This is a genomic window from Shewanella sp. SW32 (assembly GCF_025653365.1).
GTDB lineage: Bacteria > Pseudomonadota > Gammaproteobacteria > Enterobacterales > Shewanellaceae > Shewanella > Shewanella oncorhynchi.
Map to the genome: position 1 here is coordinate 37,171 of NZ_JAKKSJ010000038.1, position 13,898 is coordinate 51,068.

A 13,898-nucleotide genomic window follows, 5' to 3' on the forward strand; every position below is an offset into this window, starting at 1 on the left:
AAAATTCATTACGATAAAATGAATCATTAGCTGCTCGGCGCATAAAGTGCCAGCATTGGGAGTCTTAAGTGTCAATAGAACAAAACCCGCCGCACGCAATGCAGGGCCCACAAGGCTCGCCCCCAGCTGAAATGCTATTTGGGCATCCTAAGGGCTTATTTGTCTGCTTTTTTACCGAAATGTGGGAACGCTTCTCTTTCTACGGTATGAAAGCATTACTGTTTCTTTACCTGATTAAATATCATCTATTTACCGATGAATTTGGTTACAACGTGATTGGTGCTTACGGTGCCTTAGTGTATGCCATGCCCGTAGTGGGTGGCTTATTGGCCGACCGCTATATCGGCATGCGTAAAGCGGTGATCTTTGGCGGTATTTTATTGGTGCTCGGCCACTTAGGTATGGCCTTTGAAGGCCATCAAGCGGTTATCGTTGCGGGTGAAGTTCAACGGGATGAACAAGCGCTGCAAGTATTCTATTTATCCCTCGCCTTAATCATTGTCGGTGTGGGCTTTTTAAAACCCAATATTTCCACCATAGTCGGTCAGCTTTATCCTAAATCATCCGCTAAGCGAGATTCTGGTTTTACCATTTTCTACGCGGGCATCAACTTAGGCGCCACCTTAGCCCCGCTAATTTGCGCTTATTTAGGTGAAACCTATGGCTGGAAGTACGGTTTTGGTTTGGCAGGTTTGGGGATGTTAGCGGGTTTATTGGTGTTTATTCGTGGCAAGAAACATCTGCAAGGCTTCGCTGAACCCAGAGATCCTGCGCGGATTTTAAAGAAAACCGCCGGCATAACGACAGAACAATGGATTTACTTAAGCGCAATTGGCAGCGTAATCATAGTCTGGGGGTTAATTCAAACCCACTCCCTCGTACTTTCGATTAGCAGTTTATTACCCGCAGTGAGCCCAGTGATTTGGTTCTTGCACTCAGTATCACTAGTGCTTGCCCTTGGTATTGGCTGGTTCATGGTGAAACATTGTAATCCGATTGAACGTCAACAGATGTCGGCTTTGCTGCTTTTCATCGTTGCGGGTTTGGTCTTTTTTGGTTTATATGAGCAGACCTATGGCTCTTGGGTAGCATTTTCGGACCGTGTGATGGACCGTAACATGTTCGGCCTCGAATGGAGTGCCGGACAATTGACCTTCCTCGGCGCCTTCTTTGTGATCAGTTTGTCGCCTATCTTCGCTTGGCTGTGGCCTGCCCTCGCCCGTAAAAATTGTGACCCGAGTAAACCGGTTAAAACTGCACTCGGTATTTTGTTCGCGGGTTTATCCTTTATGGTGCTTGTGCTCGGGATCCAGATGCCGCTAAGCAGTGGCTTAGTGAGTATTTGGTTCTTAGTCGCGGCTTATTTTGTATTAGAAATCGGGGAATTATTGTTGTCGCCCATAGGCTTATCTGCCGTGACTCAGCTTTCGGTAAAACGCGTGGTCAGCCTGATGATGGGTGCTTGGTTCCTTGGCACTTCATACTCTGAAATCTTAGCCGCCGAATTAAACAAACTCGCCGCGATTGATACCCAAGGCGGCGTGATAAGTGACGTACCGAGTGCGATGGCGCTATACGAGCAACTGTTTATCTTCTCGGCGCAAATTGGCGTGGTGATGGCATTAGTCTTCTTTGCCCTTGCGCCATTAATGAAAAAAATGATGCACGAGAAAATGGCGACTAACTCAGTTTAAGCACACAAACAGAAAGTCGGTTGGCTTACTTTCGCCCTCTGAGGCGACGGTAAGCCAAGACGATAAGGTGCAAAGTAAGTAACCCCGTAAAAGCCGCGCAGAAAAACAGCAATGCAATCGAGTTTACATCCCTAGGCGCATCACGATAAAGCCACCACCACAGCGGCCAGCCGATGGCCGATAAAGCCGTAAGCTGCCACATACAGCGTTTGCAGCGACCAATCTTTTGTCTGAAAATTGACGTTTTACAATCACCGCAACTCATAAATCCCCAATAACATGATGGCAGTATATCTAAAACTAAAGCGACACTTTAAGCCTTGCCATCCCTTGATTAATAGAGACGAGCGCACGATAACCTAAATCTCGTTTAGCTGCGCTGATATCAAAATAATGGCTGCAGGATAACTGCCGTGCCACGAAGCGCGTCATCATGGGCTCTTCTTGCTTCTTTAGTAGAAAATACACAGTTTCCAACACGGCGCCAGCTACATATGCTACAGATTGAGGCACACGCTTAGTCACTGGCGGTAAAGCATCGCAGGCCAAAATCAGATTGATCATCTCGGCCATAGTGATGGGTTCATCATTACTCAGAAAATAAGCTTTCCCTTGACACTTAGGCTTTGCTTGGCAAAGTTCTAGTGCCGCCAGCACATGGGCATAGGCAGCGTTATCTATGTAGATGGTATCGACTAGCTTATCTTCGCGGCCAACCAGTTTAAGCTTACCTAAACGCCCGCGCGACAAGACCCGAGGTACTAGATGGGGATCGCCAGGCCCCCATATCAAATGCGGCCTGAGTGCGACGGTTTTTAACGCATAGGGTGCAGTGGCTTGAGTCGTCACTTGGCTAGAGACTTGAGTCACATCAGGATTTTCAAGTGGCATGTCACCCACTTGATTGGCATCGAGCATCATCTTTTCAGCGATGGCTTTAGAGTGGGCATAATGATTCAGGAATCTTGTAGCATAGGGAGTAGACTCATCAATACCCGATTCATCCTGCCCTGCAAAGGTCACACTCGGGGTACTGGTATAAACTAACTTATCTATTTTTAATGCCTTACAAGCGGCAATCACATTGGCAGCGCCCTTTACATTCGGACAAAAATAGCTGTCTCTGTCCCCCCAAACACCCGCTTTAGACGCCACATGGAATACGATATCGCAGCCTTGCATCGCCTGCTGCAGCAGATCTTTATTGACTAAATCCCCTTGCAGCATGACTACGCCCAGCGCTTCAAGTTCGGGATAATGCCCACGCGCAAAACCTGTGACCTTAATGCCCGCAGCTAACAATCTCAGGCAAATCGCTTTACCTAAAAATCCCCCCGCCCCCGTGACAAAGGCGTGTTGCACCCTAAGCGCGAGCTGCGCGAGTGCCGTTTGTTCAGCCGCATCAAATTGGGCAAGCGTCGTGCTCTTGATTGGGTCTTTCGTCATTAAGGGTATCCATTTCAGCACATTTACATGAACTTAAAGTCGGTGTAATAAGTTTAAAATAAGCACAAGGGCTTAAAAATAAGCGAGTTTGTTCAAATGAACACAGAATATAACGTAAAAAATGCAGGAAAAAGCCGTGGAGTTTTAAATCAACCTTTCGTTTGTGATTGTGCCCAAACGGCTAATTTTTCTCTAAAAATCTTGGCATTATGCCGCACATCCACAGGGAAATCAGGATGGATAAGAAACCGCCTTATGCCCTGAGTCTGCGTAAATTGCTCGGCGATGGCGATCAAATCTTGGTACAACTGCTGACTCTTATTGCACACCAATGACTGGTCGAGTTCGATACAAATTAATGGCTCTATCTCGTTCGCCACTTTAACTCCCACTAAAGCGGAGCGCTTCACATTGGGATGTGTATTAAAAATGCGCTCGCAGGGAATGGAATAATAACGTTTAGCAAACAATCCGTTAAGAGTGGCGTCGACTCTGTGGGCCTTACGACCACACATCCACAGTAGACCTTGATCATCAAGATACCCCAAATCGCCCATGCGGTGTCTAACGGTATTGGTTGACGAGTCCCAAATCTTGGCCGCCGCAGTCGCGCGTTTGCCTTGGCTTTCGTTTTGGCTAGCGTGCTGACTATTGTTTAGATAATAGGACTGACTCACCATAGGCCCCTGCACGACTATCTCGCCGATTTCACCATTATTCAGCTGTAAGGCATCATCCCACTCGGGAATAACCTCTTCGCTGATAGCAATAATGCGAATCGTCACGCCATCGATAGCGCGACCGACACAGATACCACCGCCGTTATCTGTGATGTCAGTCGTGGCAAATAACGCATCGCTGGCAATCATACTAATAGGCAAAGATTCGGTTGCGCCGTAGGAATTTAAAATCGGCACACCTTGGCTCAGCATCTTACTAAAACGGGCGATGGAGGCAATGGTGGCTGGCGCACCCGCGGAAATCACCCGCTGTACGCTGGGCAGTTTATGCTGTTTTTGTTCACCTGCGCGGCCTAAACGTTCGAGCAAAGCAGGATTAACAAAAATATTACTGCATTGATATTTCTCAATCGCGGCAAATAGAAATTCAGGATTAGCAGTAATAGGTTTGCTGGCATCCATTTCTGGAACGATAGACGCCATGCCAAGTGCGGGACCAAAGAGTGAAAACAGCGGAAACGTGGCGAGATCGCGCTCGCCATGGCAAATGCCATAATCGTTTTTTAGCGCTTGAATTTGTGCCTCAAACATACCATGGCTATACACCACACCCTTAGGCGTGCCAGTGCTGCCACTGGTAAATAAAATCGCCGCTATCTCATCAGATTTAAGCATCACCATGGGATATTCAGACTTTGGAGCAGAAGATTGTACTGAGGTGCTTTGCAGCAGAGTCGATAAACTTATCGCACCAGTACCGATACGGATTAACTTTGCCGCTAAGCCTGTTTTGCCGTCATCAACATTGAGTAATGACTTAATACTGCCCTTACCCCAACCAAATAGACGTCTAGCAATATGAGCCTTGGGAATACCGATAAAGGCATCGGGCGCGGCTTCAGCAAAACACTGTTTAAGATTGCGGATCCCCATGCCGGGATCAACTAGGATAGGAATAACCCCCGCTTTAAACAGCGCAAAAGTAAGTGCAAAAAAATCCAAACTCGGCGTGACCATAAGCACAGCCTTCATGCCGCGCTCAATGCCATGGGCATTAAGCGCAAAGGCTATCGCATCGCTTTGTCTATCCAGATTAAGGAAGTCCAACTCGCTGTAACGCAAATTCGCCACAGAAGCGCCCTGAGCGCTTTGTACTGCTACCGCAAGATGATGGGGAATGGCATGGGCGGCTTGCTTGAGATGACGACAAATATTGGCATCACTGACCGTTGCTGACGTAGAAGAACCCGTTAAAAGCGGCGTTTCCAACGGCGTCACTAAAGGAGCAACCAAAGGAGCCACTTCAGTCTCAAGCAAGGTCGACATTAACCTGCGGCCTGTTCGGACGGCGCCGCTTCTACGTGGTCGTCAGCCATAAAGCCTTTGATATGGGCAATCACTTCATCGCTGGCATCTTCCAAAATGTAGTGACCACAATCGGCAAATTCATGCACGGTCGCATGGGGCATGTGTTGGCGCCATTTCGCTAAAAAGTGCTTATCGAATACAAAGTCCTTGAGACCCCAGCAAATCAGGGTCGGCACTTTAGCAAATTTAGGTAAACTCGCAGCAATATCAGAGACTAATTGATAATTTCTATCGCCTTCACGCAGTGGAATATCCTGCACAAAACGCAGCGTCGAAATGCGATTGGCCCAAGAGTTAAACGGCGCGACATACGCCTCGCGAATGTATTTCGACATCGGCTGGCGCTTAACACCCACATAGGAAGCAATAGACGAAAAGGCATTGAAACCGCGTACCAACACTGTGCCTAACAGGGTATTACGACAGATCCACAGCGGCCAAGGAAACGGTTTAGTCTCGGGCAAATGGAAAGCGCCCGTGTTCAATATCACTAAGCGTTTAATGCGCTCAGGATAACGCGCCGCATAACCCATGCCTATCATGCCGCCCCAGTCGTGTACGACTAAGGTAATGTTTTCTTTCACATTCAGGCTATCGAGCAGGGCTTCGAGATCATCGATACGGTTCTTAAGGGTATAGTCATAACCACTGTCGTCTGGCTTATCCGACAGGCCACAGCCGATATGATCCGGCACTATGCATTGGTGAGTGTCTTTTAAGGCGCTAACAAGATTACGGTAGTAAAACGACCAACTAGGATTACCGTGAACCATCACCACAGGCTCGCCTTGGCCCTGGTTGATATAATGTAGCTTGTTGCCATTACGGCTAAGAAAATGACGTTTAAAAGGCAACAGAGTGTCTAACATGACGCTTCCTATCTTGATTCTTTATGAGAGCGAATAACGGGTTATGTACAGCTGGCTTAGCTTATCGACTGAACTAAAGACTAAGCTATCAACTGAATCATGGACTTACTGGGTTGACTCGAATGTATGCCAGCCATCAAGCAAAGGCGTGAAAAGGTGCAATGCACCCTACCACTTAATGCCTAACATCATGCAATTCAATCCACTGCCTATGCCTAAAAAGCTCACTTGATCGCCCGCTTGTAAAAAGCCTTGATCGTGCGCCATCGCAGCGGTCACAGGTAACGACACTGTGCCCATATTGCCCAGCAGCTGATACGTTGGAAATTCTTTTTCGGGGGGGATATTGAGCGCACTCAGTACTTGCTTACGATTTGAAGCGCCTACTTGATGGCAAATCACTTTGTCCACTTGCTCAACCAGCCAATTACGCTGCTCAAGGAAATGCTCCCAAGTGTGCTTCGCCAATTCAACGCCTTCTTTAAGCAAGGTAACGGCATCGGTACGCATAAACTCGCGATACAGGTTATGCCCCACTTCCTGCAGACCCCATTGACACAACTGGTGATGCTCAGGCGCCGATAAGTGCGATGCCCCCAGCAATTGATGCTGACGCACATTTGTCAGCGGCAAGCTGCCATCGGTAAGGATCACCGCCACGGCACCAGAACCACCGGTTAAGGTCGCCAGTGACTGGGCAAAATTCTGCATGGTCGGATCGGCCAACATGTTATCGATAGTGACATCGACAATATCCCGCGCCGACTCACAGGACACCACCATACCCGCCTTGATTTGACCCAACTCAATACGGTTCGCGATATCTAAAATACCCGATAACACCCCAAGACAAGCATTACTGATATCGTAAATCGCAGTGTCTTTTGACACACCCAATTCGGCAGCAATACGACACGCGGTCGCGGGCTCATGTTGATCGCGGCACACGCCGGTATAGACAACCGCACCTAAATCGGCGACATCAATCCCAGTTTCAACCATGGCTTTACGGGCAGCTTTAATCGCACCGTCGGACAATTGATGTCCTTTTGGCCACCAGCGGCGTTCGGTAATCCCAGTCAATGCGGCAAGCTGTCCCATAGGAATACGGAACTTTTGATACAAAGGAGCAAGACGAGACTCTAGCTCACTACTGGAAACCACAACAGGCGCCAGTTCATAGGCCAGGCTATTAATAAATACGCGGGAATATTTCATGAAACTGTTTTATTCGCTCACTAGAATGACTGACCAGCAGGTCAGCTTTCAGTTGTTATTCGTCATTAATGCGACATTTGAACAAGAAAAGCCCGATGATTCAATAAAAAACCATCTTGAGTGTAAGACTTGTCTCACAGCGCAGGTTCCAAACACGACGGCCCTGAATTCACTATCACTAAACTTAAATGCGCTAATATAGAAATAATTCATAAAAAACATCACAGTACAGTATGTTTTTAGACGCGCAAAATTATACCGCCATTTTTTGCGCTAAAATCAGCGTATTTCTTGGTGTGACGCTGTTTGCACAAAATTCACCCACGCAAACACCATATCCTTGTTCCTGCAAAAAACAAGCGCGATCTAAGATTAACCACTGCTCCAGTGCGCTGCGGAATAAATGCGCGACTAAATCAATACGGCGAGTTAATTGTTGTCTTTGTCGCCCAACGTCAAGCCAAGCTTCAAAATCCCTGTTTTTCGCTAAATTAACTGCCTTCGTCTCGGCCGCCCACAGGCAAAAATCCGTAAAACTGCCGCTCAACTGGCTCTGTTTTAACGAGGGTAAAGGCAAATATTCGTCGATTTGTCGACATTCACGTTGCAGTGCATCAAAGCCTAAGCGCCACGCAATTTCTTGATGGCGTAGCGCTTGCTGTTTGGGATTAGCGATCACACTCTGCTGCAGCGGTAACTGTAAATCATGGCGACTGAGCTTTAGGCTGCTCTGCTGAGCAAGAATGGATAACGGCTGATAATGGCTCGCTTGAATTAAATGATAGCAACAGGGAGAAATAGCCAATGCCTGCGTGCCCGCCTCGGCCGCCAGCGTTAACAGCCGAACATGCAAATCTCCGCAGGCATGCAAAGCAACTGCTTGCTGCTGAGCAGTTAAGGGGTTAGTTGTTAACGGATTCGCTGCTGAGGGATGTTCAACTGGTGTTTCGACAGTGGCTATAGCCCTGTGCTCAGCGCCAATAGCAAAGGCATCGGCGCAAATAAAGGTTTGCGATAACTGCCACTTATCAGCAAAAGCCTGCCCTGCTTCACACAGCGGCGCCTGCCACTCTAAGCTCACCACTTCGGCGCCGCGAGCTTTAGCAATCAAGCGGCCCAAATGCCCTTTACCCGCACACCATTCCAGCACAGGTAAATTAAGCTGCGGTAAATGCTGCACAAAGGCGGTAATTTGCTGCCATTTTCGGCCTTTAATGTGAGCACTAAAGTGCGCCTCATCATCAAAGGACAAACCGCGGTCCTGCGCTTTATCTACCTTTGTGGTATCGGTAATTGCAATATCAGCAATGGCAGTGGTAAGCAATGACAAGTCCCAATCTTGGCCTAATGCCCTAAGATCGCGGTTTAATGCCGGTGACAACGTCTTAACCAGTAAAGATTGCTCGGCATCGAGTCCATCAAGCTCATCATCAGCCAGCGCCCACACAGCTTCGGCCAACAGCGGAAAATCCTGTGCCCAAGGCAAAGCGTTCACTTCAAATGCACGCACTTGCCACAGGGCAGCACTCTTTTCAAGCAACTGATTAAGCTTGCTAAATTGCTGTGAGTAAGTGAATTGTTGCTGCAGATTATCTTGGTTCACGTCATGCCCAGTGTAAAAAATACTTGTCTCGTATTAGGCTGAGCGAATCAGCCCTACGGATGACTTTATGCGAAAAAATGTTAGTATCGCGGCCATTAAAAGCACTCAACCTGACTGTTAACTGCAAACCGCGGTCAGCAATACCTAAAGAGGACACACATGCTTTCACCTTGCGTCGCACGCTGCGGTTTAAATGATGAAGACTACTGCATGGGCTGCTTTCGACATATAGATGAAATTGTCAGTTGGCGCACGAGTAGCGAAACGCAACAGGCGACCATTTGTCAGCAACTTCCCGCCCGTAAAACGTTATTTGAAGGCAGTGAAAACCAGCATATTTTAAGCCGTGATAAATGGTTAGCTGCCGAAGCGCGTTTAACCGACAAAGACTAAACGCCGCCTGCTAACAGCCTACAAGACTATTTTTTCAGCATTGATTTCAAGTCAGCAAAGGGATTGTAGGTCGCCGCCGCTTGCTTGGTTTCTGTGGTGCTACCGTAACGGATCAATTCTTCAAAGCGAGAATGTTCGTTGTCATGGCAATAAAGACATAATAATTCCCAGTTTGAACCGTCTGACGGGTTGTTATCGTGGTTATGATCCCTATGATGCACAGTCAGTTCACTTAAGTTTTTTGGGGTAAATTCGCGGGTACAGCGGCCACACACCCAAGGATAGAGTTTTAACGCTTGTTCACGGTAACCGCTCTCACGCTTAGCTTTGTACTCCCGCGCATCGGCTAATACTTTATCTAACTTACTCTGGCCTGGCACTGATGACATAGTGTAATCCCTAAAACAAACCCTAAAAAAATTGCCCCAAGGATAATCCGAGTTATCACTTGGGGCAATATCTCCCGCACTTTGCGGGTTAATCGTGCGCGATTTGTAGACGTAAATGGCTAAGCTGACTTACGTTACTGGCTTAGCTTACTTAACTTACGTTACTTAGCTTACGTGGGCATGATCGGCATTCGACAAATGCAAATAATGTAAGTATTTTTCATACTGAGTCACCACATCCGCGAGGATTTGCTCTTCGGTATAACCCATCACATCGTAATGCTGACCACCTTGTTCAAGGTACACTTCAGCGCGGTAATACAAGGTATTTCCCTGCTCGATTTCAGTCCCTATTGGGTTAGTGATGTCAAAACAACGCGTTCGTACACCGTAAACAAAGGGCAAATTCACCTCATTGCTGATCACTAATCGCACGCGGCCATCTAAGTATTCAAGATCGGCCACTATGCCTTTAGCCATAAAGTGTTGGCACACCTTAGACAAAGCGGGCGTCGCAACATTATTCAAGAACACTTGCGCTTCTTCATGGGTAGGATGCGAGACTAAAACCCCAATACGCTCTTCCCAGCTCATATTAGTTTTGGCGTATTGCACACTAGTATTGTGTAACTGCACGCTATTAATCTTCAGCCAATCATTTTTCAGGGCTTTAAATAAGCCCAGACACATGAATAGCATCACCACTAAGAACGGCATAGCACTGGCGATAGCCGCCGTTTGCAGCGCCTGTAACCCACCCGCTAACAACAATACCGATGCCACGACCCCTTGCAACAGTGCCCAAAAGATCCTCTGCCATACGGGGGCATTGTTATCACCACCCGAGGTTAGATTATCAATCACTAAGGATCCCGAATCCGACGAGGTCACAAAGAAAGTGACGACTAAACAAATCGCAATCCCAGAAAGTAACGTAGGAAACGGCATGTGCTCGAAAAACACAAACAAGGCCACTGACACATCGGTATTCACCGCCTCGGCAAGATAGGTCGCGCCGTGATTCATAATCGAATCAATCGCCGTATTACCAAATACCGTCATCCACAGAAAGGTCAGCGCCGATGGCACAAATAACACACCTATCAAAAACTCACGGATGGTACGGCCGCGACTCACACGCGCAATAAAGGTACCGACAAAAGGAGACCATGAAATCCACCAGCCCCAATAGAGCAAGGTCCAGCCTCCGAGCCAATCTTCCTTATGTTCATAAGCGTACAAGTTAAAGGTTTTGCCCACTAAATCACTTAAGTAACTACCGGTATTCTGCACAAAAGCCTGCAACAGCATAACCGTAGGGCCAAGGATCAAGACAATAAGCAATAAAATAATCGCGAGACCCAGATTGAGTTCGCTTAAGCGTTTCACGCCTTTATCGAGACCAGAAAATACCGATAATGTCGCCAATAAAGTAATGCCGATAATCAAACACACCTGCACCACAGCATTATTAGGTAAACCTTCAAATAGATAACTCAGACCCGAGTTAACCTGCAACACCCCAAAGCCCAGTGATGTCGCCACCCCAAACATAGTGCCAAGCACAGCAAAGGTATCCACTGTATGGCCAATAGGACCATAGATGCGTTCACCAATTAAGGGATAAAGCGCACTTCGCGGCAATAACGGTAACTTATGTCGATAAGAGAAATAGGCCAGACTCAATGCCACCACAGCGTAAATCGCCCAAGCATGCAGTCCCCAATGGAAGAAAGTGATCTTCATTGCCTCTTTTGCGGCAATAAGACTCTCAGGGGTTGCATCCGGCGGCGCCAGATAGTGCATCACAGGTTCAGCGACCCCAAAAAACATCAGACCAATACCCATACCCGCCGAAAACAACATGGCGATCCAGCTTTTATAGCTGTAGTCAGGCACTGAATGATCTGGTCCTAGTTTGATATCGCCGAAGCGACTAACCATGACAAATATGATAAAAATCAGGAAAAACGCCACACTTAGAATGTAAAGCCAGCCGGCTTTCATTTCTATCCATGACTGCATTGATCTAAAAAAGGTGTTTGCCTCTGTGGGCCATACTGCGCAAATCATCACCATCAAGATGATGAAAAAGACCGACGAATAAAATACCGGCGGATTAATACTAGACTTGATTGACATTGACTCTCCCTATTTCTAGCGGGTTCACACTCCAAATATCTCAACATACCAACGGCGAGATAGGACAAAACTTATACTTAAAATTTGGTTAATACTGCGTGGCTCATCTATGACCAGTATGGGGGAAATCCCAAAGATCATGGCAACGACTCGCTATGGCTAAACGCGACAGGATCTGAACAACGGGATTAACAACACTCGACTTTTTTAAGCCAATGATTGATGGATAAACAGAATTAACACCACTAAGGCAGCTAATACCCACCTTTAGCATAAAACAAATATATTACTAGAATATTCAGCATAAAAAATGGCAACCATATTGGTCGCCAAAAAATTATACCACAAAAATCATCAAATTTAATTTTAAACGCTAAAACGCACAAACCTTCATCGGATTACTTAGTCGGTGACTGCGAGATACCAGCAGTTAAATTGAAGCGCATCGCCTCCTCAAACGACCAATCAACCATAATTAAATCATCCCGCTTAACTAAGCTCGTCACACCCGCCATTTGATAGCTCAATTGGAACAACACAGGCACCCAATCGCCCTCTGGTAGCGCATCTAACAAGGGCTGTGGCGGCGTATCCGTCATAATAAAACCCACCACAAAACTGCCATTCGCCTGTTTCACTAACACTGTCTTTTGGCTTGTTGGCTTACCATCACGATTCATCAAAGAGGCGATATCACGGATACTGCCATAAACCGATTTAAACAATGGGAAACGCATCAACTGGCGCTCAAGCCAACCATAAAGCCACACAATCGGGCTGACCGAAAACAGCAGGCCCACGGCAAAAACTAATGCCACCACCAGCATAAATCCCGCGCCGACAAAGTGTTGGTTAATCCCTACCAACTCTAAAATCACAATTCCCAAACCATCTAACGATACAAACAACGACCAAAATAGCCACAAACTCAAGGCCATAGGTAATAGATTCATTAAGCCGCGGGCTAAGGTTTTTTTCATCACACTCTCATTCAGTCATAGGGATACAGAAGGCATAAAATATTTACGCAAAAAACGCCACAAATGCTACCACAGAGTCACTTTTGCACCAGCACATGATGTAAGGTATCTGGCAGTAATAGTCTCAAGCATAGAGACAGCGTTCAAATTCAGGGCCCACTCTGAGCCATTCTAAGGAAAGTAAAATGCGCGTAACCCGCTTAGATCATTTGGTCTTAACCGTAAAAGACATCGCCGCCAGTGTCGAATTTTATCAAACCGTGCTCGGGATGAAAAAAGTGGTATTTGGCAATCAACGTATTGCGTTAAGTTTTGGCGACCAAAAGATTAACTTGCACCAAGCGGGCGCAGAATTTGAACCTAAAGCCGAAACAGCCACGCCCGGCAGTGCCGACCTGTGTTTTGTGGTCAGCCACAATATAGAAGAAGTGATCGTCCACTTAAACGCACTTCAGATTGAAATCATTGAAGGACCAGTGCTACGAACCGGCGCCACAGGCCGGATAAACTCTGTCTATATCCGCGACCCAGATTATAACTTGCTTGAGTTATCAGAATATCTACCCGCCTGCACGGGATAAGCGAATTGGGGCAATATCAGCAGCAGTTCTGCTAGCACGCGGCGAGCAGAACTGCTGCTGACGTTATACTGGTTCACTGTTGTTTGCGATAAGACTCTCGACAGTTGAGTGGCATTTATTGTCATTACTTCCCTGATTAACTCGCGATCCTTTTAGCTAATTAAGAAGTATCCCTATAGGCTCAGCTAAAAAGCGAGTGCTCAAAACAAGACGACTGGGTTTTGCAGCGTTAATTATCATTACTTCCCCAGTGACTCGCCGTAAACTCATCCTTGAGGGCTCTACTAAAACATATATGGACCCATCCGGTTTGCAAGACATTCGATATCAATTTTGAGAAGAGTTCATTGCACCCATATATTCGGCCTCTTATTGAGGGATTCCTCTGGCCCTGATGGATATTTGCTTCTACTGTCCTTATCATCCCTGCGGCTTCATCAGAGCCTGTGTTTTCGTAAGGTTTTTAGTAGATCAGTCTGACTGTCTCATCATCAAATCAAGTGTCTTAGCAACTTGCTGGTTGGTTAATCGTTAA

General features: G+C 46.9%; 12 protein-coding genes. 3 read left to right on the top strand and 9 right to left on the bottom strand.

The features are described 5' to 3' along the window. The first annotated feature begins 68 nt into the window (after positions 1-68). The gene (locus L5M28_RS19365) at positions 69-1,694 is read left to right on the top strand and encodes a peptide MFS transporter (protein WP_263204209.1); all 1,626 of its coding nucleotides are present in this window, start codon (positions 69-71) and stop codon (positions 1,692-1,694) included. Positions 1,695-1,719: 25 nt separating this feature from the next. Here the strand turns inward: L5M28_RS19365 and L5M28_RS19370 are convergent, their stop codons facing one another. The 6 genes from L5M28_RS19370 to L5M28_RS19395 form a co-directional block, all read right to left on the bottom strand. Beyond that, a complete protein-coding gene (locus L5M28_RS19370) occupies positions 1,720-1,959 on the bottom strand; it encodes a DUF3624 domain-containing protein (protein ID WP_263179721.1) in 240 nt (79 codons plus the stop codon). A gap of 35 nt (positions 1,960-1,994) precedes the next feature. Beyond that, positions 1,995-3,140, bottom strand: a complete 1,146-nt coding sequence (oleD, locus tag L5M28_RS19375) for a 2-alkyl-3-oxoalkanoate reductase (protein ID WP_263204210.1) — start codon at positions 3,138-3,140, stop codon at positions 1,995-1,997. 149 nt (positions 3,141-3,289) lie between these two features. After that, a complete protein-coding gene (oleC, locus tag L5M28_RS19380) occupies positions 3,290-5,146 on the bottom strand; it encodes an olefin beta-lactone synthetase (RefSeq protein ID WP_263204211.1) in 1,857 nt (618 codons plus the stop codon). After that, positions 5,146-6,057, bottom strand: a complete 912-nt coding sequence (locus tag L5M28_RS19385) for an alpha/beta fold hydrolase (RefSeq protein ID WP_173245712.1) — start codon at positions 6,055-6,057, stop codon at positions 5,146-5,148. The genes oleC and L5M28_RS19385 overlap by 1 nt, the downstream gene beginning before the upstream one ends. A 168-nt stretch (positions 6,058-6,225) precedes the next feature. Then, on the bottom strand, positions 6,226-7,275 hold the full coding sequence (locus L5M28_RS19390; RefSeq protein WP_028760522.1) for a 3-oxoacyl-ACP synthase III: 1,050 nt from the start codon (positions 7,273-7,275) through the stop codon (positions 6,226-6,228). A gap of 253 nt (positions 7,276-7,528) precedes the next feature. Beyond that, positions 7,529-8,878, bottom strand: a complete 1,350-nt coding sequence (locus tag L5M28_RS19395) for an SAM-dependent methyltransferase (protein WP_263197728.1) — start codon at positions 8,876-8,878, stop codon at positions 7,529-7,531. Between the two features lie 159 nt (positions 8,879-9,037). On the opposite strand from L5M28_RS19395, the gene L5M28_RS19400 reads away from it, so the two are divergent. Further along, positions 9,038-9,271, top strand: a complete 234-nt coding sequence (locus L5M28_RS19400) for a DUF1289 domain-containing protein (protein ID WP_219256120.1) — start codon at positions 9,038-9,040, stop codon at positions 9,269-9,271. Between the two features lie 26 nt (positions 9,272-9,297). Here the strand turns inward: L5M28_RS19400 and L5M28_RS19405 are convergent, their stop codons facing one another. The 3 genes from L5M28_RS19405 to L5M28_RS19415 all read right to left on the bottom strand — a co-directional run bounded on the left by L5M28_RS19405 (position 9,298) and on the right by L5M28_RS19415 (position 12,782). Further along, positions 9,298-9,660, bottom strand: a complete 363-nt coding sequence (locus L5M28_RS19405) for a YajD family HNH nuclease (protein WP_028760525.1) — start codon at positions 9,658-9,660, stop codon at positions 9,298-9,300. Between the two features lie 165 nt (positions 9,661-9,825). Then, positions 9,826-11,802 (bottom strand): BCCT family transporter, encoded by a 1,977-nt coding sequence (locus L5M28_RS19410; protein ID WP_105249669.1) that lies wholly within the window; start codon positions 11,800-11,802, stop codon positions 9,826-9,828. A gap of 398 nt (positions 11,803-12,200) precedes the next feature. Further along, positions 12,201-12,782 (bottom strand): DUF502 domain-containing protein, encoded by a 582-nt coding sequence (locus L5M28_RS19415; RefSeq protein WP_028760527.1) that lies wholly within the window; start codon positions 12,780-12,782, stop codon positions 12,201-12,203. Between the two features lie 185 nt (positions 12,783-12,967). Here L5M28_RS19415 and L5M28_RS19420 point away from each other — a divergent pair, with 185 nt between their 5' ends. Continuing rightward, positions 12,968-13,363, top strand: coding sequence for a VOC family protein (locus L5M28_RS19420; RefSeq protein ID WP_263149029.1), 396 nt, complete (start codon positions 12,968-12,970; stop codon positions 13,361-13,363). The last annotated feature ends 535 nt before the right edge of the window (positions 13,364-13,898 follow it).